The following is a 21,515-nucleotide window of genomic DNA, read 5'->3' on the forward strand; positions in this document are numbered from 1 at the left end:
ACAACCCAAGATTACTGCTTCTTCCAAGATTGGTTGCGCTGCCAAGCAACGCAACAACCCTCTTTGCCTGATGACCATAGCGAGTCGGTCCCACCCCTTCCCATCCCGAACAGGACCGTGAAACGACTCCACGCCGATGATAGTGCGGATCCCCGTGTGAAAGTAGGTAATCGTCAGGCTCCTCCTCTTGAAACCCCCGCCCCTCACAGGCGGGGGTTTCGCCTTTTACTCCCCCGCCTCAACAAAAAACAACGCGCGGGCGCATCCCCCAGTCATCTAAGAGAAGAATCGGAAGAACGCGCTAACATCTGATTCTTCGATCCTGTCTGGAGCACGTCGTGAATATCGGGAGGGCCGCAAAGGCTTCGGGTGTCAGCGCGAAAATGATTCGCTACTACGAGAGCGTGGGGCTTCTCAATCCCGCGAAGCGGACCGATTCTGGATATCGCGTCTACCAAGACGAGGAGATCCATTTGCTTCGCTTCATTCGGCAGGCGCGGCGGCTCGGATTTCTTGTCGACGACATCAGGAGACTGCTCGCACTCTGGCAGGATCGCTCAAGGGCAAGCGCCGAAGTCAAAGCGATCGCGCTCGCGCACGTGGCCGAGCTCGATGGCCGGATCGCCGAGCTTACGGACATGCGGAATACGCTCGCGAACCTTGCAGCCCATTGCAACGGGGACGATCGTCCAGACTGCCCCATTTTGGAGCGCTTGGCGGATCCTTGTTGTGATCCAAAGTAGTGCATGCAAGGGTAGAGTCTTGCCGTTGCAAGCCGAGGAAATATCCAAAAAATCAGGCGCTTAAGCTGGGATTGTTTGAGCTATTCCAAACTGGCATGCATCGCATTCGAGCATTTCACTGGCAAGTTGGTGCAATCCCGCTATAATCGGGTTAACCCTATACGGGATATCCCTGACATCGATTCACCAGGGGATCTCAACCTTCCTTGGAGAGCCAACATGTTTGCCTACATCATCGAAAAGCTGAGCAACTGGTTTGAGGCTGCAGAACGCAACCGCCGTGAAGCCTATCTGGCATCGTCGAGCGACATCGTTCAGCTCGAACAGCGTATTCGCTCGCTGGAAACCAACGGCTACTCGCTGTAACTCGGCGCGGCAAGACGCCGCACCACGCGCTCGATGCGCAAGCAAAGGAAAGGCCCCGTATTGACGGGGCTTTGTCTTTTTGTAAGCTGAAAATGTCGTGCGCCAGAGATCACCGTCTATCAACATACAATCAACATCGTCTGAAACGGGGGCCGGATGAGAGTCGTCAATCGCTTCTTTTGCTATGCGACGAGCTGCGCTGCATTGTTCGGTATCGCGACAACCGCGGTCGCCGGATCGGACAGCACGCGTGCACCGCTGATCCTGGATACCCAAAGCGGAATTCACGACGGCAAGAGCGGCATCGTGCTGCAAAACGCGCCATTATCGCGTGCGCCAATCGTCGCACCGACGCAACCCGCCCCGATGACTGAACTGCCACCCGGTTCGACTGCACCGTTGGTCGTCATCCCGTATATCGAAGTGCCGAACTCGGCCGTTCCGCTCAAGGCGCCCCAGCCGCGTCAATAAGCGGCGTTCCGGTTAGTTGGCGCGATGCTCGATCGCGAATTTCGCGCCGCCGTCCTGGCCGAGCACTTCGACGAGATAAGGCAGCGTTTCCTTCATCGTATCGACCAGCGTATATGGCGGGTTCAGAATGAACATCCCGCTGCCGAAAAGCCCAAAGCCGTCCGATGGCGGCCGGCTTACCGTCAAGCTCAGATGCAGCCAGTTGTTCGGCTGCAACTGCTTCAGGTGATCGGGGAATTTCTGCGATTCCGGGCGGCTTACCTGCGGATACCAGATCGCATAGCACCCCGTTGCAAATCGCTTCAGGCTTTCCTCGACGCAAGCGATCGTCTTCGCGTAATCGCGCTTGTCCTCGTATGACGGATCGACCAGCACGAGCGCACGCCGCGGTGGCGGCGGCAGCAATGCCTTGATGCCTTCGAATCCGTCGCCGGCGTAGATCATCGCGCGGCGTCCAGCGTCACGGAAATTGTGACGCAGCACGTCGATTTCGGTACTGTGCAACTCGAACAAGCGCATCCGGTCCTGTTCGCGCATCAGCCGCCATGCGAGATAGGGCGAGCCCGGGTAGTAGCGCAACTCGCCGTCGCTGTTCAGCGCGCGCACTTCGTCGACATAGTCGGACAGCGCCTCGGGCAGATCCGTCGCGTCCCAAATTTTTTCGATCCCCGTGCTGAATTCGCCGGTTTTCGCCGCATAGCCGTCGAACAGCGAATAGACGCCTGCGCCAGCGTGCGTATCAATGTACCAATACGACTTGTCTTTCTTGTTCAAATAACGCAGCAACTGCACGACAACGGCGTGTTTGAGGACGTCCGCGTGATTGCCGGCGTGAAAGCCGTGACGATAGCTGAGCATGGCGAGAGAAATACGGAGCGATACGTGAAAATCGGCCAAGCGCCGGGCGTGCAGATCATGCGGTGATACTGGCTCGCGGATGTGGCCGGCCGATGCGGTCGCGTATTGTACGCGAGTATGCAACACGGCCTGCCGTTCGGCTATTGATACGCATCGCCGACGATCTGCTCGATTCGCTGCTTCGCGTCCGGCGTGATCTTTGCCGCCACGTCGAGCGCGCGCATGTTCTCGACGATCTGCTCGACGCGCGATGCGCCGGTGATCACCGTGCTGACGCGAGGGTTTTTCAGCACCCACGCAAGCGCGAGCTGGCCGACGGTGCAACCGAGGTCGTTCGCAATCTCGCCGAGCGCTTCCACGACGCTGTTCCTCGCCGGGTCTGTCAATTGCTCGCGCAGCCAGTCGTAGCCGTGAATTTCGGCTCGGCTTCCGGCGGGAACGCCATGCCGGTATTTTCCTGTCAGCAGCCCCGAAGCGAGCGGGCTCCAGGTCGTGAGCCCCATGCCGAAGTCTTCATAGAGACGCCTGTATTCCAGCTCGACTCGCTTGCGATGGAACAGGTTGTATTGCGGCTGCTCCATTGTCGGCTTGCGCAGATGATGCCGTTCAGCAATTTCGTATGCGGCGCGAATCTCGTCGGCACTCCATTCGGACGTACCCCAATAGAGTGCCTTACCGCGCGCGATGATGTCGCTCATCGCCCATACGGTTTCCTCGATCGGCGTATTGGGATCGGGACGATGGCAGAACACGAGGTCGACGTAGTCGAGCTGAAGGCGCTGCAGCGACGTGTCGATCGCGTTCAGCAAGTATTTGCGGTTGAGGGTGTGGTACTGATTCGGCGCTTCTGCGAGCCCCCAGAAAAACTTCGTCGACACCACGTAACTGATGCGCGGCCAGCCGAGGGACTTCAGCGCATGCCCCATGATTTCCTCTGATTTGCCGCCCGCATACACTTCGGCGTTGTCGAAGAAATTGACGCCGGCGTCGCGCGCGGCAGCCAGCGATTCTCGCGCCGTACGGCGGTCGACCTGGTTGCCGTAGGTGACCCATGAACCGATCGACAGCTCGCTGACCTGCAATCCGGAACGTCCCAGCCTTCGGTAGTTCATAACGCCTCCGATCGAGCGTGACCGACCACAAGCTTAGCTCGTTTGACCGCGATGCGCGGTCCCGTTCATGCACAATAGCGGTGTCGGCCGCGCGGCGACAGCCGCGCCATTCGGCCTATGCTATCCGGCAGACTGGATCGATGCCGGACGCGATGCTTTCATTGACTTGACTGACGGAGACTTGGGGAATGACTTCGAACTTGAACGGGAAGGCGGCCGTCGTGACGGGCGCAGCAAGCGGCATCGGCAAGGAAATCGCGCTGGAGCTCGCGCGCGCGGGCGCGGCGGTGGCGATCGCCGACCTGAATCAGGACGGCGCGAACGCGGTGGCCGGGCAGATCAAGCAGGCGGGCGGCCAGGCGATCGGCGTCGCGATGGACGTGACCAACGAGGACGCGGTCAACGCAGGCATCGACAAGGTGGCCGAGACGTTCGGCTCGGTCGACATCCTCGTGTCGAACGCGGGCATCCAGATCGTCAATCCGATCGAGAACTACGCGTTCGCCGACTGGAAGAAGATGCAGGCGATCCACGTCGACGGCGCGTTCCTGACGACGAAGGCCGCGCTCAAGCACATGTACAAGGACGATCGCGGCGGCGTGGTGATCTACATGGGCTCGGTGCACTCGCACGAGGCGTCGCCGCTGAAGTCGGCGTACGTGACGGCCAAGCACGGGCTGCTGGGCCTCGCGCGCGTGCTGGCGAAGGAAGGCGCGAAGCACAACGTGCGCTCGCATGTCGTGTGTCCGGGCTTCGTGCGCACGCCGCTCGTCGACAAGCAGATTCCGGAGCAGGCGAAGGAGCTGGGGATCAGCGAAGAGGACGTGGTGAAGAAGGTGATGCTCGGCCAGACGGTGGACGGCGTGTTCACGACGGTCGAGGACGTCGCGAAGACGGTGCTGTTCCTGTCGGCGTTCCCGAGCGCGGCGCTGACCGGCCAGTCGTTCGTCGTCAGCCACGGCTGGTTCATGCAGTAAGCGGTGGCTTGAATGAGCAAGCGTCGAAGTGCGGCATGGCACGGCCATTTTGCGTTGTTTCGGCCGTTCGGCTGCCCGCGGCCGCGCGTGAGTCCCGGGCGGAGTCCCGTGTGGCCTGGGACATAAAGAAACGCGCTCCGCCGGGAGCGCGTTTCTCGTTTCCGCAGCGGCGGCGCCCGCTTTACTTCAGCACCACGGCGATCGCGTTTGCGACGACGTCGATGTTGCGCGTGTTGAGCGCCGCGACGCAGATCCGGCCGGTGCTCACCGCATAGATGCCGAACTCTTCGCGCAGACGGTCGACTTGCGCCGACGTCAGGCCCGAGTACGAGAACATCCCGCGTTGCGCGTTGATGAAGCTGAAGTCGCGCTCGACGCCGGCCGCCTTCAGGCGCTCGACGAGGCCATTGCGCATCGCGCGGATGCGATCGCGCATTTCGCCCAGTTCCTGCACCCACGAAGCGCGCAGTTCCGGCGAAGCGAGCACCGCAGCGACGATCGCGCCGCCGTGCGTCGGCGGGTTCGAGTAGTTCGTGCGGATCACGCGCTTCAACTGCGACAGCACGCGTGCGGCTTCGTCCTTGCTGTTGGTGATGATCGACAGCGCGCCGACGCGCTCGCCGTACAGCGAGAACGACTTCGAGAACGACGACGACACGAACACGTTCAGATCCGCCGCCGCGAAGAGGCGCACCGCGGCCGCATCGGCCTCGATGCTCTCGCCGAAGCCCTGATAGGCGATGTCGAGGAACGGCACGAGCTGGCGCGCCTTCACGACCTCGACCACTTGCGCCCATTGCGCGTCGTTCAGGTCGACGCCCGTCGGGTTGTGGCAGCAGGCGTGCAGCACGACGATCGTGCCCGGCTCGTAACCGTTGAGCGCGGCCAGCATGCCGTCGAAGTTGACGCCGTTCGTCTTCGCGTCGTAGTACGGGTACGCGACGACTTCGAAACCTGCCATGTCGAACAGCGCACGGTGGTTTTCCCAGCTCGGATCGCTGATCGCGACTTTTGCCTTCGGATTCAGCGTGTGCAGGAAGTCTGCGCCGATCTTCAGTGCGCCCGTGCCGCCGAGCGCCTGCGCCGTCACGACGCGGCCGGCCGCGATCAGCGGCGAATCGTCGCCGAGCAGCAGCTTCTGTACCGACGCGTCATAGGCGGCAATCCCGTCGATCGGCAGATAGCCGCGCGGCAGGCCGGCTTCGACCCGCGCCTTTTCCGCGTCGCGCACCGCACGCAGCAGTGGAATCTTGCCGTCCTCGTTGGTGTAGACGCCGACGCCCAGATTCACCTTGGTCGGGCGAGTGTCGGCGTTGAATGCTTCGTTCAGGCCCAGGATAGGGTCGCGGGGGGCAAGTTCGACAGCGGAGAAGAGCGACATAATTGATTCGCAGCAGTTGTGAAAAGAGGGTCAGCTTCGGGCGTCGATGCGGGCCGGCGATCATCGGGCAACGCTCGGCAGTCCGGCGCGAAAGCGAAACGCGGCAGCTTGCCATTGTAACGAATTCGACGTCTCCATTCGGCTAATGTCTCGGCCGCGCGCGCGGTTTTTGCGCGTCCGGCCGCCAAATCCCGAGCACGGTGATGCGGAGCCGGCCGGACGTCGAAGCGCTAGAATGATCTTTTGCTCCGTTTCGGCCCGCCGCCTCCCGCATCCACATGTCCGAACATCATTCCGACACCCGCGACGATCTCGACGAATCGAAATTCGTGACGTTCGACGGATCCCCGTTCCAGCTATATCAGCCTTATCCGCCGTCGGGCGACCAGCCCACCGCGATCGCGACGCTCGTCGAAGGCGTCGAGGACGGCCTGTCGTTCCAGACGCTGCTTGGCGTGACGGGCTCGGGCAAGACCTACACGATGGCGAACACGATTGCGCGGCTCGGCCGCCCGGCGATCGTGTTCGCGCCGAACAAGACGCTCGCCGCGCAGCTCTATGCGGAGTTCCGCGAGTTCTTCCCGCGTAACGCGGTCGAGTACTTCGTGTCGTACTACGACTATTACCAGCCGGAAGCGTATGTGCCGCAGCGCGACCTCTTCATCGAGAAGGATTCGTCGATCAACGAGCACATCGAGCAGATGCGGCTGTCGGCGACGAAGAGCCTGATGGAGCGGCGCGACGTCGTGATCGTCGCGACGGTGTCGGCGATCTACGGTATCGGCAACCCGTCCGAATACCACCAGATGATCCTCACGCTGCGCACGGGCGACAGGATCGGCCAGCGCGAGGTGATCGCGCGGCTGATCGCGATGCAGTACACGCGCAACGAGCAGGACTTCCAGCGCGGCACGTTCCGCGTGCGCGGCGACACGATCGACATCTTCCCGGCCGAGCACGCGGAGATGGCGGTGCGCGTCGAGCTGTTCGACGACGAGGTCGATTCGCTGCACCTGTTCGATCCGCTGACGGGGCGCGTGCGGCAGAAGATTCCGCGCTTCACCGTCTATCCGTCGTCGCACTACGTGACGCCGCGCGAGACCGTGATGCGCGCGGTCGAGACGATCAAGGACGAGCTGCGCGATCGCCTCGAGTTCTTCCACCGCGACGGCAAGCTCGTCGAGGCGCAGCGCCTCGAGCAGCGCACCCGGTTCGACTTGGAGATGCTGCAGGAGCTCGGCTTCTGCAAGGGCATCGAGAACTATTCGCGACACTTCTCCGGCGCGGCGCCGGGCGAGCCGCCGCCGACCCTCGTCGACTATCTGCCGTCCGACGCGCTGATGCTGCTCGACGAATCGCACGTGCTGATCGGCCAGTTGAACGGGATGTACAACGGCGACCGCGCGCGCAAGGAGAACCTCGTCGATTACGGGTTCCGGCTGCCGTCGGCGCTCGACAACCGGCCGCTCAAGTTCCCCGAGTTCGAGCGCAAGATGCGCCAGGTAGTGTTCGTATCGGCGACGCCCGCCGATTACGAGCGGCGCGTGTCCGGCCAGACCGCCGAGCAGGTCGTGCGGCCGACGGGGCTCGTCGACCCCGAGATCGAGGTGCGGCCGGCGAGCACGCAGGTCGACGACGTGCTGTCCGAGATCACCGAGCGCGTGAAGGCCGACGAGCGCGTGCTGATCACCGTGCTGACGAAGCGCATGGCCGAGCAACTGACCGAATTCCTCGCGGATCATGGCGTCAAGGTCCGCTATCTGCATAGCGATATCGACACCGTCGAGCGCGTCGAAATCATTCGCGACCTGCGGCTCGGCACGTTCGACGTGCTGGTCGGGATCAACCTGCTGCGCGAAGGGCTCGACATTCCGGAGGTGTCGCTCGTCGCGATCCTCGACGCGGACAAGGAAGGCTTCCTGCGCGCCGAGCGCTCGCTGATCCAGACGATCGGACGCGCGGCGCGCAACGTGAACGGCAAGGCGCTCCTGTACGCGGACCGGATCACCGATTCGATGCGCCGCGCGATCGACGAGACCGAGCGGCGGCGCGCGAAGCAGATCGCGTACAACGAGGAGATGGGCATCACGCCGCGCGGCGTCGTGAAGCGGATCAAGGACATCATCGACGGCGTCTACAACGCCGACGAAGCGCGCGCCGAACTGAAGGAGGCGCAGCAGCGCGCGAAATTCGAAGACATGTCCGAGAAGCAGATCGCGAAGGAAATCAAGCGGCTCGAGAAGCAGATGGCCGATTACGCGAAAAATCTCGAGTTCGAGAAAGCCGCGCAGACGCGCGACCAGCTCGCGCTGCTGCGCGAACGGGTATTCGGCGCGAATGTGGGCGATCATCTGAGCGGGGTCGAATGAGGGTTCCGCGGCGCCCCGCCGCATTCGTTAATCTCGCTGTAAGCCTTGTCGGATCAGGGATTTAGCGGCATCTCCATTTGTTTTGGAGGGCGTTCGGTGCTACACTTGCGCCTGTATTGAGAATAGTTCGCATTAGCGTTCTTCATCGCTTTTTTTGTCTCACCCCCGGGTTCCGGGTCCGCGCGGGCGGGACGTGTAACACGAGATAAAAACAGGAGTGTCAATGTTGCGTTCTTCCTTTGTCCGCAGCGGCGTCGCGTTGGCGGCCGCGTGCGCTGCGCTGTCGGCGACGGCGGCCGAATACCCGATCGGCAAGCACCAGATTCAAGGCGGGATGGAGATTGGCGCGGTGTACCTGCAGCCGATCACGATGGATCCGGAAGGGATGATGCGCAAGGCGTCGGATTCGGACATCCACCTCGAAGCCGATATCCATGCGGTCAAGAACAACCCGACGGGCTTCGCCGAAGGCGACTGGATGCCGTATCTGCAAGTCGCATACAAGCTGACGAAGCAGGGCGACGCGAAGTGGAAGTCGGAAGGCGATCTGATGGGCATGGTCGCGAGCGACGGTCCGCACTACGGCGACAACGTGAAGCTCAACGGCCCCGGCAAGTATCACCTGACGCTCGTCGTGAAGCCGCCGATGCAGACGGGTCACATGGCGTTCGGCCGCCACGTCGACAAGGAAACCGGCGTCGGCGCGTGGTTCAAGCCGATCACGCTCGAATACGATTTCCCGTTCGCCGGAATCGGCAAGAAGGGCGGGTACTGATCGCGCGAGCAGCAAACGGACAGCGCGCGATGAGCGCGCTGTCTTTTTAGAGAAATACGATGACATTCCCCAGAGCATTCGCATTCGCCGCCGCGATTTTCATCGCGGGCGCAGCGCACGCGGCCGATCTGCCGACCTTCAAGCTCGAGATGGCTGACGGCAAGCTCAATCCGGCGCGCATCGAAGTGCCGGCCGGCCAGCGCATCAAGATTCAGATTCGCAACACGGGCAAGGGCGCCGTCGAGTTCGAGAGCGTGCAGCTTCGCAAGGAGAAGGTGCTCGCGCCGGGCGGCGAATCGTTCGTCGTGATCGCGCCGCTGTCGCCGGGCGAGTACAAGTTTTTCGACGATTTTCACCAGCAGGCGCAAGGCGTCATCGTCGCGAAGTAACGGTTTTCGCGTTTGACGCGCGGCACGTGCCGCGCGGCGGGCGCCGGGAGGTAAAAACAAATGGGTCAGATCTTGTTCATCGTCTGGCGGGAGAGCGTCGAGGCGTTGCTCGTCGTCGGCATCCTCTATGCATGGCTGAAGAACGGCGACGACGATGCGCGCCGCGGCTTGCCTTATCTGTGGGCGGGCGTTGGCGTCGGCCTGCTGATGGCGGTGGGCCTTGGCGCCGCGCTCGTCGGCTTCACCGAAGTGCTGTCGGGCGACGCGCAGGACTACTTTCAGACCGCGATGGTGCTGATCGCGTGTGTGCTGATCGTGCAGATGGTGCTATGGATGAAGCGCCACGGGCGCACGCTCAAGCGCGACATGGAGCAATCGCTGCAGAAGAGCACGCAGGACGCGAACTGGTGGGGCGTCGCAGTGCTCGTCGCGCTCGCGATCGCGCGCGAGGGCAGCGAGACGGTTATTTTCCTCTACGGGCTCGGCTTCGGCCAGTCCGGGCACGTCGACGGCGGCCAGATGCTCGCCGTGCTGATCGGCCTCGGTCTCGCGTTCCTGACGTTCTACGTACTGCAACTCGGCGGCAAGTACTTCTCGTGGCGGCACTTTTTCCGCGTCACTGAAATCATGCTGCTGTTCCTCGGCGCAGGCCTGTTCCAGACGGGCGTCGACAAGCTGATCGACAAGGAAATCCTGCCGCTCGGCATCGCGCAATTGTGGGATACGTCGGCGATCCTCGACGATTCGAGCACGTTCGGCTCGCTCGTGTCGACGCTGACGGGCTATCGCGCGCATCCGTCGCTCACGAATCTCGTGGCGTACGCGGCCTACTGGGCGCTCGTCTACCTGCTGATCAAGCGCGCCGCGCGCCGCCCGGCGGCGACTGCGGGGCGGCCCGCATGAGCGCAGTCGTCGGCCGTCGCCGCACGAGCTTCGTCGCGCAAGCCGGGCACTGGATGCAGCGCCACGGCGCGCTGATCCGCGGCATCCAGTGGGCCGTGGTGCTCGTCTATGCGCTCCTCATCCTCGTGCCGGCGTTCATGCCGCTGCCCGACGATACCGCGCACCTGTGGAGCAACCTGACGCTCGCCGCGCAGTTCGTGTTCTGGGGCATCTGGTGGCCGTTCGTGCTGCTGTCGATGGTGATGCTCGGCCGCGTCTGGTGCGGCGTGCTGTGTCCAGAGGGCGCATTGAGCGAATTCGCGAGCAAGTTCGGCCGCGGCCGCGCGATTCCGCGCTGGATGCGCTGGGGCGGCTGGCCGTTCGTCGCGTTCGGCCTGACGACGATCTACGGGCAGATGGTCAGCGTCTATCAGTATCCGCGCGCCGTGTTGCTCGTGCTCGGCGGCTCGACGCTCGCCGCGATCGTGATCGGCTTTCTGTACGGACGCGAGAAGCGCGTATGGTGCCGCTATCTGTGCCCGGTGAACGGCGTCTTCTCGCTGCTCGCGCGTCTTTCGCCGCTGCGCTACAAGGTCGACGAGGACGCATGGCGCCGTTCGTACAAGAAGGGCGAGGACGGCCACCGCGTGATTCCGATCAACTGCGCGCCGCTCGTGCCGCTTCGCAACATGAAGGGCGCGGCGGCGTGCCACATGTGCGGCCGATGCAGCGGCCACCGCGGCGCGATCGAATTGACGACGCGCTCGCCGTCCGAGGAAGTGGTCGCGCTCGGTGACAAGCAGGCGAGCGGCTGGGACACCGCGCTCATCCTCTACGGCCTGCTCGGCGTCGCGATCGGCGCGTTCCACTGGACGGTGAGCCCGTGGTTCGTGCAGATCAAGCAGGCGCTCGCGGGCTGGCTGATCGATCACGACATCATGTGGCCGCTCGATACGAACGCGCCCTGGTTCATCTTCACGCACTACCCCGAGCACAACGATGTGTTCTCGTGGCTCGACGGCTCGCTCGTCATCGCGTACATCGTCGGCACGGGGCTCGCTTACGGCACGGCGCTCGCCGTGCTGCTCGCCGGCGCCGCCGCAATGCTCGGCCGCTTCGAGCGCGTGCGGCTCCATCATCTGGCGCAGGCGCTGATTCCGCTCGCCGGCGCGGGCGTGTTTCTCGGCTTGTCGGCGACGACGCTTTCGCTGTTGCGCGCCGAGCATGTGCCGCTCGGCTGGGCGTCGGATGTTCGCATCGCGATTCTCGTCGGCGCGAATCTGTGGAGCGCGTGGCTTGCCTGGCAGGTCACCGGCCGCTATGCGGGCTTGCTGCGGCGGCTCGTCGCGATGCTCTGGTTCGGCGCCGCGCTCGCGGTGGTCGATAGTGCGTGGTGGCTGATGTTCTGGGGATTCTGACGCGCTTCGAGCGGTATGATGCAGCCGTCGATGGACGCGCATCGCGAAGGAGTGTCGAGATGAGAACCAAATCCGTTCTGACGAGCGACGACGTGAAGAGGATGGCCGCCGCCGCCGAGTCGTTCGCGGCCGCGAACCAGTGGTCCGTGACGGTCGCGATCTTCGACGACGGCGCGCATCTGCTGCATCTGCACCGGATGGACGGCGCCGCGCCGAGTACCGTCGAGATGGCGATCGGCAAGGGCCGCACGGCCGCGCTTGGCCGTCGCGAGAGCAAGGTCTACGAAGACATCGTGCTGCAAGGGCGCGTGTCGTTCCTGAGCGTGCCGCTCGTCGGCCTCGTCGAGGGCGGCGTGCCGATCGTCGTCGAAGGCGAGACGGTCGGGGCGGTCGGCGTGTCCGGCGTGAAGTCCGAGCAGGATGCGGCCGTCGCCCGCGCGGGAATCGCCGCGTTGACCGACGCCGGCTGATCGGCACGGTGCGGCACATTGCGTCGCTCGTCTGTCTCGGCGTCGAGACGATCGACGAGCCGCTGTTCGTGCGTTTCGCGATTGACCGTCTCCGCCCATCCGTCAAACAAAAAAGCGACGCGTCCGGTGACGCGTCGCTTTTCTCTTTCACGCAGTGAGAACCCAAAAAAAGCGGCTTGGCTTGCTGCAACGGCTGCTTGAATATGTTTGCACGAAGGGGTCTAGACTCGCGTGCAAGCCGTTGTGGCTGGCTAATGCCTAACACCTCTCGGAGAGGTGGTCCCCACAATACTCGGTTCGTTACTTCGTCAGGATCAGCTTGCCGAGGCGCGTGGCCCGCAACTGATAGGTTTCGCCGTTATGCGCGATGCTCACGTGGCTCTGGCCTTGCAGCAACGCGTCGCTGCTCACTACGCGCTGCCCGGCGCTTGCGCTTGCGGCGGCGGCAGGCTTCGCGATGGCCTTTGCCGATTCGGCCGGCGTCGTCACCGCTGCTGCCTTGGAACGGCTGCTGGGTGCGGTACCGCCGGTGCGGCGCAACGTGAGCGTAGTAGAGCGCATAAGTTCGGTCATTCAGGCGATCGGTGAGTGGCGATTCGATGGAATGAATACTAAATGATAACCATTCCCATTTACAATGTATCTTTATCGATCGAAAACTGATTGCCGATAGGCGGAGACAAAGAGGGCGACGGATGCACCGCCGCCAGGGATCGTTAGTGCAGCGGGTCCGGGTCCTTGCGGCCCTGCGCGTACTCGCGAATCAGGCGAACGGTGTCGATGTCGGATGCGCGGTAGGCTTCCCTCACGATCCCCTGCGTCTGGCGTGCGTCCTCGCTGTCGTTGCTGACAGGCAGCGTCGTCCGATACTCGAAGCGCAGGAACAACTGCTGATCGTCACGTTCTTCGATCGTCATCGTCAGCGACCCGCCGATCTCGCCGTCGGCCGCATGGATGTCGTAGCGGACCTGCTCGTTCGGCGTGAACGTCACGCGATCGCGTACCGTCGCGTTGCCATAGTGCAGTTCGCGCTCGAGCGTCGTTTCCGTGCGCGCGTGAACGATGCAGTTGTCTAGGCCGATCACGAACAACTGCGGCTGCTCGGCGCGCAGCACGAGGCCTTCCCACAGCTGCGCGCGAGTCAGCGTCGGCAGGGACGGGTTGTCGGCGGCGTTAATCTGGATCAGATGTTCGAAGTTCAAAGCGGCGGATTCCTTCTGTAGTGCGGCCCATGCCGGGCGCGAGAAGCTATTGTGACGCAAATCCGCCGCGGCGGCGGAGCTTCGGCCCTCTGCCGTTCGGCCAATGGGGGCGGCCGCCGTCTATGCGGAAATGCGGCCCATCCGGCCCCTCTGGTAATCGGCAACCGCCGCGCGGATCTCGTCCTCGGTGTTCATCACGAACGGGCCGTAGCGCACGATCGGCTCGTTGAGCGGCGCGCCGCCGATCAGCAGCAAGTCGAGCGGCGCATCGCCCGCGGCGAATACGGCGGTGTCGCCGTCTTCCGCGTACACGACGACATGGCGCGCGTCGACCTCCGTCCCGTCCGCTCCGTAGAATCCGCTGCCCTCGATCGGATAGGCGAATACGCGAAAGCCGGGCGGCACCGGCTGCTCGACGATTGCGCCGGGCGACAGCGTGAAGTGCTGGTAGAGCATCGGGGTGCGCGTCTCGATCGTCGCACATGCGCCGAACGCCTCGCCGGCGATCACCCGCACGATCGCGCGGCCGTCGGGCGATTTGGCGGTCGGAATGCGCGCGGCCGGAATGTCCTGATAGCGCGGCGCGATCATCTTGTCGCGGCGCGGAAGGTTCACCCAGAGCTGGAACGCGTGCGCGCGGCCACCCCGGCGCGCGAATTCGGGGTCGGGCATTTCGCTGTGGACGACGCCCGCGCCCGCCGTCATCCACTGGACGTCGCCCGGACCGAGCGCGCCCGCATGTCCCGCCGAATCGCGATGGCGAAACCAGCCTTCCAGCACGTAAGTAACGGTTTCGAAGCCGCGGTGCGGATGATCGGGCGCACCCTTCGCATCGCCCGGCGCGTAATCGACGGGCCCCATTTCGTCGAGCAACAGGAACGGATCGAAATCCGTCAGCAGGCGGGTCGGAAACGGGCGGTGAACCACGAAGCCGCCGCCTTCCGTCGTGCGGAGCGCCGGGTAGGTACGCTGGATCGAGCGGGCGATAGTCATGGAAAAGCTCTCGGAGTGATGGGAAATAACGTTATTTTTGCAACGTAAGGCTATTATATTGAGCGAATTGCCGATTAAATCCGCTCGATTCGCAATGGATCGTTGTGGAATTGGAACGATGAAATGACTATCGATGCACATAACCTGAACGACTTGATGTACTTCTCTCAGGTGGTCGAGCACGGCGGCTTCTCGGCCGCGGAACGCGTGCTCGGCATCTCGAAGTCGCGCCTTTCGCGGCGGCTGACCGAGCTCGAGGCGACGCTCGGCGTGCGCCTGTTGCAGCGCTCGACCCGCAAGCTCGCGTTGACCGAGGCCGGCCAGCTCTTCTATCAGCATTGCCAGGCGATGTTGTCGGAGGCGCAGGCCGCGATGAACGCGGTGCAGCAACTGCGCTCGGCGCCGCGCGGCACAGTGCGCGTGAGCGTGCCCGTCACGGTGTCGCAGACAATGCTGTCGCGCCTGCTGCCGGAATTCCTGCGCCGCTATCCTGAAGTGCGCGTGCAGATTCGCGTGACGAATCGCGTGATCGACCTGTTCGAAGACTCGATCGACGTCGCGCTGCGCGTGCGATCCGAGCCGCCGCAGAATGCGAACATCGTCGTGCGGCCGCTGTGGCGCACCGAGCAGATGCTCGTCGGCGCGCCGAGCCTGCTGCAGCAGAATGCGCCGCCCCTCGTGCCCGACGATCTGGCGGGATTCGACACGCTCGATACGCCGTCCGGAGACGGGCGGCACGTGTTCAACCTGATCGCGCCGGACGGCACGCGCCACGCGCACGAGCACGAGCCGCGCCTTGTGACGGCGGATCTGATGACGATTCGCGAAGCGGTGCTCGACGGGGTCGGAATCGCCGCGCTGCCGGAATCGATGTACGGCAACGCGTTGCGCGCGGGACAACTGTCGCCGGTGATGCCGGGATGGACGCTGCCTGTGCCGCAGCTCTATGCGGTGTTCGTGTCGCGGCAGGGGATGCCGCCCGCCGTGCGCGCGTTCGTCGATTACCTCGTCGAGAAGCTCGACAACGAAAACTACAAGGACCCGGGCTGTCCGGAGCGCGGCACGAAGGACGCGGAGACGAGGATTTCGCTCTGACGGAATCGGAAGATCGCGCGCGCATCGGTTTTGTCATTTGACGCGAGTCACGCAATCGGTAGTTTCAATCGGCAGCCGCTTGAATGCGTGCTCGACCCGGCCTATATTGGAATCCCGATTTCGTGAGGGAAGGTGCCGAGCGAAACAAGGTGGCCGCATATGTTGCGAGCCAGATAGGGCAGACCGCGCAAGTCCGTGCAGACCACGGCATGTCGCATCGCGTTGCTCGACGCGCAGCAGTCAGGCCGCCGGGCCCGCCGCCCGAAGGCGCCCGTGCGCGCATGAAAAAAGGCCTTCATCTGGCGATGGAGGCCTTTTACTTTGGGGGCCGCGTGCGTTTATCGCACGCGAGATGCGCTGCGCCTACTTCGCGTTCGACTTCGGCTCGGTCACGAAGCCGAGCTTCGTCAGGCCGCCTGCCTGCGCGGCCGACATCACTTCCGCGACGCGTTCATAGGCGACCTTGCGGTCTGCGCGCAGATGCAGTTCCGGCTGCGGGTTCGTCTGCGCGGCTTGCGCGATGCGCGACTGAAGATTGGTCGCGCTCACCGGCTGGTCGTCCCACAGAACCGTGCCGTCGCTTTCGATCGCGACGTCGATCGTCTTCGGCTTCACCTCGACCGGCTGGCTGCTCGCGCGCGGCAGATCGATCTTCACCGCATGGTGCATCGCCGGGATCGTGACGAGGAAAATGATCAGGAGTACGAGCATGACGTCGACGAGCGGCGTCATGTTGATCTCGTTCATCAGGCCGTCGTCGTCCTCGTCGCCGAAGCTGGGGTTCATTGCCATCGCAAGCCTCCGCTCAGTTCGCGCGCGCGGCGAGCCGCAGCCCGTCGCGCTGCGCCGACGACGCGAGGCGCGCGCCCGTCACGAAGTACGCATGCAGGCCGTGCGCGAAGCGGCGCAGGCGGCTCACGATGCTCTTGTTCGCGCGCGTGAGCGCGTTGTAGCCGAGCACGGCGGGAATCGCGACGAACAGGCCGAACGCGGTCATGATCAGCGATTCGCCGACGGGGCCGGCGACCTGGTCGATCGACGTCTGGCCCGTCGCACCGATCACGAGCAGCGCATGATAGATGCCCCACACGGTGCCGAACAGACCGACGAACGGCGCGGTGCTGCCGATCGACGCGAGGATCGCGAGGCCGCCCTGCATCCGCGCGATGCCTTCGTCCATCGTGTCCTTCAGGCAACGCGTGACCCAGTCGGACACGTCCATCCGGTCGTGCAGGTGCGGCTGCGTCTGATGGTGATGATCGGAGGCTTCCTTGCCGGACAGCGCGAGCGCGAGGAACGGGTTGTCCTGCGCCGACGACGATGCGCGGCCGAGCTTCTTCACGCCTTCGTCGAAATCGTCCGAATGCCAGAACGACTGTTCGGCGTCTTTCGACAGGCGCTTCAGGCGAATCACGTTCCAGCCCTTGATGACGATCACCATCCACGACAGGACCGACATCACGAGCAGCGCGACCGCGATGGAGCGTGTCACGAAGTCACCTTGCGCCCACACGTGCGCGATTCCGTAGCTTTGCATTTCCTTTCCTTGTTGTTTCTTTCGGTGTTGCTGAGATTAGTCGGTCAGAGTGAAGTCATAAGGCTGCGTGTAGGCGGCGCGCATCGGCTGTCCGTTCTGCAGATATGGCTGGCACGGCGACGAGCGGATCGCGTCGAGCGCCGCGTCGTCGAGGCGCGGGAAGCCGCTGCTCTGGACGACCTGCGCGCTTTCGATCCTGCCCGTCAGGCCGACGACGAAGCGGACCTTCACGACACCCGTCTCGCCGCGCCGCTTCGACATCGACGGGTAGGCGGCCTTCGCGATCTGGCAGGTCAGGTGCGCGCCTTCCTTCGGCGCGACGATCTCCATCGTCGGGCGGTTCGCCGGCGCGCCCGCGGGCGGCACGGCTTTCGCGCTCGTCTCGGCGGGCGCGGCAGGCGCGGGCGGTGCGGGTTCCGGCGCGGTGATCGCATTCGGCGCAGGCTCGTGCGTGACGGGCAGCGGCGTCGGGCTCGGCTTCGCGACGGGCCGGGGGACGGGCGCCGGCTTCGGCTTGACCTTCGGGACGGGCTTCGGCGGCGTGGGCGCCGGCGCCGACTGGATGCCGACCGGCTGCGCGACGGGCGCGCTCAGCAACTCGGCGGTGATCGTCTTCGATTCGAGCGGACGATGCGGCACGTCGTTGCGCATCAGCAGCGCGCCGGTGAGCAGGAGCGCGTGTCCGGCGAGAACCGTCGCGGCAGCGGTGACGACGCGGGGATTCATACGGGAAAAGGCCGGCGCGGATGCGGCCGGCAAGGAATTCGAAACCTGCATGTTAGCTTCGTAGCACGGCGGCGCGCGTGATGAGCGCCGCGAAGTGTTGCATCACTTGCGGAAAATCAGCAAAGAGATGCACACGGTAGTCACGAATCCGATCAGCAATTCCATTACGGGCTCCTTTACAGGTAGGCCGTTGGCTTGCGCGGGCAGGCTTGCTGACGGGCTGGTAAAACGAGAGCGCGGCGCGCGGCGCCGCGTGCGATCCTGGCACGCCGGTCAAGCCGCCTTGCGTTCGTAGAACATGATGGGGACCGGCACGGCCGCGGGGTGCTCGACACCGCAGCGGCTCGCACAAACGCCCTGTTCCGCCATGATCCCGCGCACGGTTTCCTCGCACTTGCCGCAGCAGGTGGCGACCCCGAGTTCGAACTGGAGTTCTTCGAAGGTGTCCGCGCCTTCCTCAAAGGATGCGCGAATCTTCCGATCGGAAACGGACTTGCATACGCAGACGATCATGATGGAGCGCGATAGCTAACGTTAATGCGAATTATTATCATTATATTTGTACGGGTTGGCAAGCGCGGCTCCGGGTTTTTTGTAACAAAACCAGGTGCTTGGAAGGGTTTCCGGGGAAGGCCGCAGCGGTGAGGCTACGACGGATCGGCGGCCGACGCGGCCGTGCTGGGAGACGAAATGGTGACGGATTCGACCGGCACGTCGAGCCCGAGCAGCGTCGCGGCGAGCGTCTGCAAATGCCGGCCGTCGCTCGTCGAGCAGAGGCGCGGCAGCGGCGCCGGCCGGGACGAGGCGGGCGCGCGCAGCCCGCGCTCGTCGAGGATGCGCGCGAGCTGGCGGGCGATCGCATCGCCCGTGTCGATCAGATGAAGGCGGTTCGACGTCACGTCGCGGATCGCCGCGTCGAGGAACGGGTAGTGCGTGCAGCCGAGCACGAGCGTATCGGCGCCTGCTTCGAGCATCGGCTCGAGATAGCCCGCGAGCAGCGCACGCAACTCGGGCGAGCCGGTGTCGCCGCGCTCGATCGCCTCGACGAGGCCGTGCCCCGCCTGGCGGATGAAACGGCAGTCGGCCGCGTAGCGCGCGATCAGCGCTTCGAAGCGTGCGCTGCGCAGCGTCGCCTGCGTCGCGAGCACGCCGGCGACGCGCGTCTTCGAATGCAGCGCCGCCGGCTTGATGCCGGGCTCGACGCCGACGAGCGGGATCGGCAGACGTTCGCGCACGACGGCGATCGATTGCGCGGTGGCCGTGTTGCACGCGACGACGAGCGCCTTCGCGCCCTGCGCGACGAGCCATTCGCCGATCGCGAGCGTGCGCTCGATGATGAACGCGTCGTCGCGCGGGCCATATGGCGCATGGCGCGAATCGGCGACGTAGACGATCGCCTCGCCGGGCAGTTGCTCGCGCACCGCGCGCAACACCGACAGGCCGCCGAGCCCCGAATCGAAGATGCCGATCGGCGTGCGGGCGGGCGATACGCGGGAATCGGACGTGTGCGGCGTCGTCATGCGGGCGACCGAGCGTGAACCGAATGAAATATCGACGAGAGGGAATTACTCCGGCGAGCCCATCATCGACTGCTGATAGTTCTGAATGCCGACCTTGCCGATCAGATCGATTTGCGTTTCGAGCCAGTCGATGTGCTCTTCGGTATCGTCGAGGATCTTCTCGAAGATTTCGCGTGACACGTAATCACGCACCGATTCGCAATAAGCGATGGCTTCCTTGCACGTGGCCTGCGAGACCTGCTCGAGCTTCAGATCGCATTTCAGGATCTCCTCGGTTTCCTCGCCGACGAGCAGCTTGTGCAGATCCTGCAGGTTCGGCAGGCCGTCGAGCACGAACACGCGTTCGATCAGCCAGTCCGCGTGCTTCATTTCGCCGATCGATTCGTCGTATTCGTGCTTGCCGAGTTTCTCGAGCCCCCAGTGCTTGTACATCCGCGCATGCAGGAAATATTGATTGATTGCGGTCAGTTCGTTTTTCAACTGGGCGTTCAGATATTCGATGACTTTCTTGTCGCCTTGCATGTTCGTTCCTTGTGATGTGTGGGGCTTGAGTCCCTGAACGATAAACGCTCGTTCCTGAAAAGCCAAGGGCGAATCCGTTCGATGTCCGAAAGACGGAACGGACCCACCGCATCAAAAAGGCCGGATTGAAATCCGGCCTGAAAATCATTCCTATTTACGCGCTCGCGACCGGAATCTTGCCGATCTTCGCCTGCCACTCCTTCGGCCCCGTCTGATGGACCGACGTGCCCTGCGAATCGACCGCGACCGTCACCGGCATGTCCTGCACGTCGAACTCGTAGATCGCTTCCATGCCGAGGTCTTCGAACGCGAGCACCTTCGCGCCGCGGATCGCCTTCGACACGAGGTACGCGGCGCCGCCGACCGCCATCAGATACGCGGCCTTGTGCTTCTTGATCGCGTCGATCGCGACGGGGCCGCGCTCGGCCTTGCCGACCATCGAGATGAGGCCCGTTTGCGCGAGCATCGTCTCGGTGAACTTGTCCATGCGCGTCGCCGTCGTCGGGCCTGCCGGGCCCACCACTTCGTCGCGCACCGGATCGACCGGGCCGACGTAGTAGATCACGCGGTTCGTGAAGTCGACGGGCAGCTTCTCGCCCTTGGCGAGCATGTCGGCGATGCGCTTGTGCGCGGCGTCGCGGCCGGTGAGCATCTTGCCCGACAACAGCAGCGTCTGGCCCGGCTTCCACGACGCGACTTCTTCCGGCGTCAGCGTATTCAGGTCGATGCGCTTGCTCGTTTCGGTGTTCGGCTCCCAGTGGACCTTCGGCCATGCGTCGAGCGACGGCGCCTCGAGCGACGCCTGCCCCGAGCCGTCGAGCACGAAGTGCGCGTGGCGCGTGGCCGCGCAGTTCGGGATCATCGCGACGGGCTTCGACGCCGCGTGCGTCGGCGCGGCCATGATCTTCACGTCGAGCACGGTTGCGAGGCCGCCGAGACCCTGCGCGCCGATGCCGAGCGCGTTGACCTTCTCGTGCAGCTCGACGCGCAGTTCTTCGACCCAGTCCTTCGGGCCGCGCGCGATGATCTCCTGGATGTCGATCGACTCCATCAGCGATTCCTTCGCCATCAGCATCGCTTTCTCGGCGGTGCCGCCGATGCCGATGCCGAGCATCCCCGGCGGGCACCAGCCCGCGCCCATCGTCGGCACGGTCTTCAGCACCCAGTCGACGATCGAATCCGACGGGTTCAGCATCACGAACTTCGACTTGTTCTCCGAGCCGCCGCCCTTCGCCGCGACCTGCACGTCGACCTTGTCGCCCGGCACGATCTCGTAGTGGATCACGGCCGGCGTGTTGTCCTTCGTGTTCTTGCGCGCGCCTTCGGGCGGGTTGACGATCGATGCGCGCAGCACGTTGTCCGGATGCGTGTAGCCGCGGCGCACGCCTTCGTTGATCATGTCGGTGACGCTCATCGTCGCGCCGCCGTTTTCACTTGCCCAGCGCACGTCCATGCCGACCTTCACGAAGATCGTGACGATCCCCGTGTCCTGGCAGATCGGGCGCTTGCCCTCCGCGCACATGCGGCTGTTCGTCAGGATCTGCGCGATCGCGTCCTTCGCGGCCGGGCTCTGTTCGAGCTCGTATGCGCGGCCGAGCGCCTGGATGTAGTCGAGCGGATGGTAGTAGCTGATGTACTGCAGCGAATCCGCGATGCTCTGGATCAGGTCTTCCTGTTTGATGACGGTCATGGCTGAGGCTCTGTGAGGA

Annotated in this window: 24 protein-coding genes and 1 rRNA gene; 12 read left to right on the plus strand and 13 right to left on the minus strand. The window is 64.0% G+C overall.

Features of this window, described 5'->3' with window-relative positions; genetic code table 11:
* Positions 1-66 precede the first annotated feature (66 nt).
* The 4 genes from rrf to WT16_RS25605 all read left to right on the plus strand — a co-directional run bounded on the left by rrf (position 67) and on the right by WT16_RS25605 (position 1,580).
* A 5S ribosomal RNA gene (gene rrf / locus WT16_RS25595) occupies positions 67-179 on the plus strand.
* Between the two features lie 159 nt (positions 180-338).
* The gene (gene cueR, locus WT16_RS25600) at positions 339-743 is read left to right on the plus strand and encodes a Cu(I)-responsive transcriptional regulator (RefSeq protein WP_009914330.1); all 405 of its coding nucleotides are present in this window, start codon (positions 339-341) and stop codon (positions 741-743) included.
* Between the two features lie 219 nt (positions 744-962).
* Entirely contained in the window at positions 963-1,109 is a 147-nt protein-coding gene (locus WT16_RS32815) for a DUF3563 family protein (protein WP_006028476.1), read from the plus strand.
* A gap of 204 nt (positions 1,110-1,313) precedes the next feature.
* Positions 1,314-1,580, plus strand: a complete 267-nt coding sequence (locus WT16_RS25605) for a hypothetical protein (RefSeq protein ID WP_197486531.1) — start codon at positions 1,314-1,316, stop codon at positions 1,578-1,580.
* Positions 1,581-1,592: 12 nt separating this feature from the next.
* Here WT16_RS25605 and rlmJ read toward each other — a convergent pair whose 3' ends face one another.
* Together rlmJ and WT16_RS25615 are read right to left on the minus strand one after the other, a co-directional pair.
* A complete protein-coding gene (gene rlmJ, locus WT16_RS25610; protein WP_009914331.1) occupies positions 1,593-2,438 on the minus strand; it encodes a 23S rRNA (adenine(2030)-N(6))-methyltransferase RlmJ in 846 nt (281 codons plus the stop codon).
* A 140-nt stretch (positions 2,439-2,578) separates the two neighbouring features.
* Positions 2,579-3,550 carry an aldo/keto reductase gene (locus tag WT16_RS25615; protein WP_063534516.1) on the minus strand — a complete coding sequence of 324 codons (972 nt, stop codon included), beginning with the start codon at positions 3,548-3,550 and terminating at the stop codon, positions 2,579-2,581.
* 188 nt (positions 3,551-3,738) lie between these two features.
* Between WT16_RS25615 and WT16_RS25620 the strand changes: the two genes are divergently transcribed.
* Entirely contained in the window at positions 3,739-4,527 is a 789-nt protein-coding gene (locus WT16_RS25620) for a 3-hydroxybutyrate dehydrogenase (protein ID WP_043283057.1), read from the plus strand.
* A gap of 181 nt (positions 4,528-4,708) precedes the next feature.
* On the opposite strand, the gene WT16_RS25625 is transcribed toward WT16_RS25620, so the two are convergent.
* Entirely contained in the window at positions 4,709-5,908 is a 1,200-nt protein-coding gene (locus WT16_RS25625; RefSeq protein WP_006028481.1) for an amino acid aminotransferase, read from the minus strand.
* A 278-nt stretch (positions 5,909-6,186) separates the two neighbouring features.
* Here WT16_RS25625 and uvrB point away from each other — a divergent pair, with 278 nt between their 5' ends.
* From uvrB to WT16_RS25655, 6 genes are all read left to right on the plus strand, one after another.
* A complete protein-coding gene (gene uvrB, locus WT16_RS25630; RefSeq protein ID WP_006028482.1) occupies positions 6,187-8,277 on the plus strand; it encodes an excinuclease ABC subunit UvrB in 2,091 nt (696 codons plus the stop codon).
* A gap of 223 nt (positions 8,278-8,500) precedes the next feature.
* On the plus strand, positions 8,501-9,052 hold the full coding sequence (locus tag WT16_RS25635) for an iron transporter (RefSeq protein WP_009914338.1): 552 nt from the start codon (positions 8,501-8,503) through the stop codon (positions 9,050-9,052).
* 59 nt (positions 9,053-9,111) lie between these two features.
* A complete protein-coding gene (locus WT16_RS25640; protein WP_006028484.1) occupies positions 9,112-9,441 on the plus strand; it encodes a cupredoxin domain-containing protein in 330 nt (109 codons plus the stop codon).
* 60 nt (positions 9,442-9,501) lie between these two features.
* The gene (locus WT16_RS25645; protein WP_015602848.1) at positions 9,502-10,344 is read left to right on the plus strand and encodes an FTR1 family protein; all 843 of its coding nucleotides are present in this window, start codon (positions 9,502-9,504) and stop codon (positions 10,342-10,344) included.
* On the plus strand, positions 10,341-11,741 hold the full coding sequence (locus tag WT16_RS25650; protein WP_063534517.1) for a 4Fe-4S binding protein: 1,401 nt from the start codon (positions 10,341-10,343) through the stop codon (positions 11,739-11,741). Before WT16_RS25645 ends, WT16_RS25650 begins: the two co-directional genes overlap by 4 nt.
* 59 nt (positions 11,742-11,800) lie before the next feature.
* Positions 11,801-12,211 carry a heme-binding protein gene (locus WT16_RS25655; RefSeq protein ID WP_063534518.1) on the plus strand — a complete coding sequence of 137 codons (411 nt, stop codon included), beginning with the start codon at positions 11,801-11,803 and terminating at the stop codon, positions 12,209-12,211.
* Positions 12,212-12,511: 300 nt separating this feature from the next.
* Here WT16_RS25655 and WT16_RS25660 read toward each other — a convergent pair whose 3' ends face one another.
* From WT16_RS25660 to WT16_RS25670, 3 genes are all read right to left on the minus strand, one after another.
* The gene (locus WT16_RS25660; RefSeq protein WP_006028489.1) at positions 12,512-12,700 is read right to left on the minus strand and encodes a hemin uptake protein HemP; all 189 of its coding nucleotides are present in this window, start codon (positions 12,698-12,700) and stop codon (positions 12,512-12,514) included.
* Between the two features lie 227 nt (positions 12,701-12,927).
* Entirely contained in the window at positions 12,928-13,413 is a 486-nt protein-coding gene (locus WT16_RS25665; RefSeq protein ID WP_006028490.1) for an SRPBCC family protein, read from the minus strand.
* Between the two features lie 120 nt (positions 13,414-13,533).
* Positions 13,534-14,406, minus strand: coding sequence for a pirin family protein (locus tag WT16_RS25670; RefSeq protein WP_006028491.1), 873 nt, complete (start codon positions 14,404-14,406; stop codon positions 13,534-13,536).
* 123 nt (positions 14,407-14,529) lie between these two features.
* Between WT16_RS25670 and WT16_RS25675 the strand changes: the two genes are divergently transcribed.
* On the plus strand, positions 14,530-15,501 hold the full coding sequence (locus WT16_RS25675) for a LysR family transcriptional regulator (protein WP_006028492.1): 972 nt from the start codon (positions 14,530-14,532) through the stop codon (positions 15,499-15,501).
* Between the two features lie 363 nt (positions 15,502-15,864).
* Here WT16_RS25675 and WT16_RS25680 read toward each other — a convergent pair whose 3' ends face one another.
* The 7 genes from WT16_RS25680 to WT16_RS25710 form a co-directional block, all read right to left on the minus strand.
* Entirely contained in the window at positions 15,865-16,293 is a 429-nt protein-coding gene (locus WT16_RS25680; protein WP_009914375.1) for a biopolymer transporter ExbD, read from the minus strand.
* A gap of 13 nt (positions 16,294-16,306) precedes the next feature.
* Positions 16,307-17,038 (minus strand): MotA/TolQ/ExbB proton channel family protein, encoded by a 732-nt coding sequence (locus WT16_RS25685; RefSeq protein ID WP_006028494.1) that lies wholly within the window; start codon positions 17,036-17,038, stop codon positions 16,307-16,309.
* 36 nt (positions 17,039-17,074) lie between these two features.
* The gene (locus WT16_RS25690; protein ID WP_041861969.1) at positions 17,075-17,815 is read right to left on the minus strand and encodes an energy transducer TonB; all 741 of its coding nucleotides are present in this window, start codon (positions 17,813-17,815) and stop codon (positions 17,075-17,077) included.
* Between the two features lie 222 nt (positions 17,816-18,037).
* Positions 18,038-18,277, minus strand: a complete 240-nt coding sequence (locus WT16_RS25695; protein WP_009914377.1) for a (2Fe-2S)-binding protein — start codon at positions 18,275-18,277, stop codon at positions 18,038-18,040.
* Between the two features lie 134 nt (positions 18,278-18,411).
* Complete coding sequence (gene murI / locus WT16_RS25700) at positions 18,412-19,284, minus strand: glutamate racemase (protein ID WP_059934832.1); 873 nt, start codon at positions 19,282-19,284, stop codon at positions 18,412-18,414.
* 45 nt (positions 19,285-19,329) lie between these two features.
* A complete protein-coding gene (gene bfr / locus WT16_RS25705; RefSeq protein ID WP_006028498.1) occupies positions 19,330-19,806 on the minus strand; it encodes a bacterioferritin in 477 nt (158 codons plus the stop codon).
* Between the two features lie 154 nt (positions 19,807-19,960).
* The gene (locus tag WT16_RS25710) at positions 19,961-21,496 is read right to left on the minus strand and encodes a fumarate hydratase (RefSeq protein ID WP_015603323.1); all 1,536 of its coding nucleotides are present in this window, start codon (positions 21,494-21,496) and stop codon (positions 19,961-19,963) included.
* Positions 21,497-21,515: the final 19 nt, after the last annotated feature.

The organism is Burkholderia sp. MSMB1589WGS (genome assembly GCF_001636105.1).
Classification (GTDB): domain Bacteria; phylum Pseudomonadota; class Gammaproteobacteria; order Burkholderiales; family Burkholderiaceae; genus Burkholderia; species Burkholderia humptydooensis.

What these genes read in the sequence shown, in the direction of transcription:
- WT16_RS32815 (WP_006028476.1), top strand. Translation starts at nt 963, where the DNA reads ATGTTTGCCTACATCATCGAAAAGCTGAGCAACTGGTTTGAGGCTGCA.
- rlmJ (WP_009914331.1), bottom strand. Translation starts at nt 2,438, where the DNA reads ATGCTCAGCTATCGTCACGGCTTTCACGCCGGCAATCACGCGGACGTC.
- WT16_RS25615 (WP_063534516.1), bottom strand. Translation starts at nt 3,550, where the DNA reads ATGAACTACCGAAGGCTGGGACGTTCCGGATTGCAGGTCAGCGAGCTG.
- WT16_RS25620 (WP_043283057.1), top strand. Translation starts at nt 3,739, where the DNA reads ATGACTTCGAACTTGAACGGGAAGGCGGCCGTCGTGACGGGCGCAGCA.
- WT16_RS25625 (WP_006028481.1), bottom strand. Translation starts at nt 5,908, where the DNA reads ATGTCGCTCTTCTCCGCTGTCGAACTTGCCCCCCGCGACCCTATCCTG.
- uvrB (WP_006028482.1), top strand. Translation starts at nt 6,187, where the DNA reads ATGTCCGAACATCATTCCGACACCCGCGACGATCTCGACGAATCGAAA.
- WT16_RS25635 (WP_009914338.1), top strand. Translation starts at nt 8,501, where the DNA reads ATGTTGCGTTCTTCCTTTGTCCGCAGCGGCGTCGCGTTGGCGGCCGCG.
- WT16_RS25640 (WP_006028484.1), top strand. Translation starts at nt 9,112, where the DNA reads ATGACATTCCCCAGAGCATTCGCATTCGCCGCCGCGATTTTCATCGCG.
- WT16_RS25645 (WP_015602848.1), top strand. Translation starts at nt 9,502, where the DNA reads ATGGGTCAGATCTTGTTCATCGTCTGGCGGGAGAGCGTCGAGGCGTTG.
- WT16_RS25650 (WP_063534517.1), top strand. Translation starts at nt 10,341, where the DNA reads ATGAGCGCAGTCGTCGGCCGTCGCCGCACGAGCTTCGTCGCGCAAGCC.
- WT16_RS25655 (WP_063534518.1), top strand. Translation starts at nt 11,801, where the DNA reads ATGAGAACCAAATCCGTTCTGACGAGCGACGACGTGAAGAGGATGGCC.
- WT16_RS25670 (WP_006028491.1), bottom strand. Translation starts at nt 14,406, where the DNA reads ATGACTATCGCCCGCTCGATCCAGCGTACCTACCCGGCGCTCCGCACG.
- WT16_RS25675 (WP_006028492.1), top strand. Translation starts at nt 14,530, where the DNA reads ATGACTATCGATGCACATAACCTGAACGACTTGATGTACTTCTCTCAG.
- WT16_RS25680 (WP_009914375.1), bottom strand. Translation starts at nt 16,293, where the DNA reads ATGGCAATGAACCCCAGCTTCGGCGACGAGGACGACGACGGCCTGATG.
- WT16_RS25685 (WP_006028494.1), bottom strand. Translation starts at nt 17,038, where the DNA reads ATGCAAAGCTACGGAATCGCGCACGTGTGGGCGCAAGGTGACTTCGTG.
- WT16_RS25690 (WP_041861969.1), bottom strand. Translation starts at nt 17,815, where the DNA reads ATGCAGGTTTCGAATTCCTTGCCGGCCGCATCCGCGCCGGCCTTTTCC.
- WT16_RS25695 (WP_009914377.1), bottom strand. Translation starts at nt 18,277, where the DNA reads ATGATCGTCTGCGTATGCAAGTCCGTTTCCGATCGGAAGATTCGCGCA.
- murI (WP_059934832.1), bottom strand. Translation starts at nt 19,284, where the DNA reads ATGACGACGCCGCACACGTCCGATTCCCGCGTATCGCCCGCCCGCACG.
- bfr (WP_006028498.1), bottom strand. Translation starts at nt 19,806, where the DNA reads ATGCAAGGCGACAAGAAAGTCATCGAATATCTGAACGCCCAGTTGAAA.
- WT16_RS25710 (WP_015603323.1), bottom strand. Translation starts at nt 21,496, where the DNA reads ATGACCGTCATCAAACAGGAAGACCTGATCCAGAGCATCGCGGATTCG.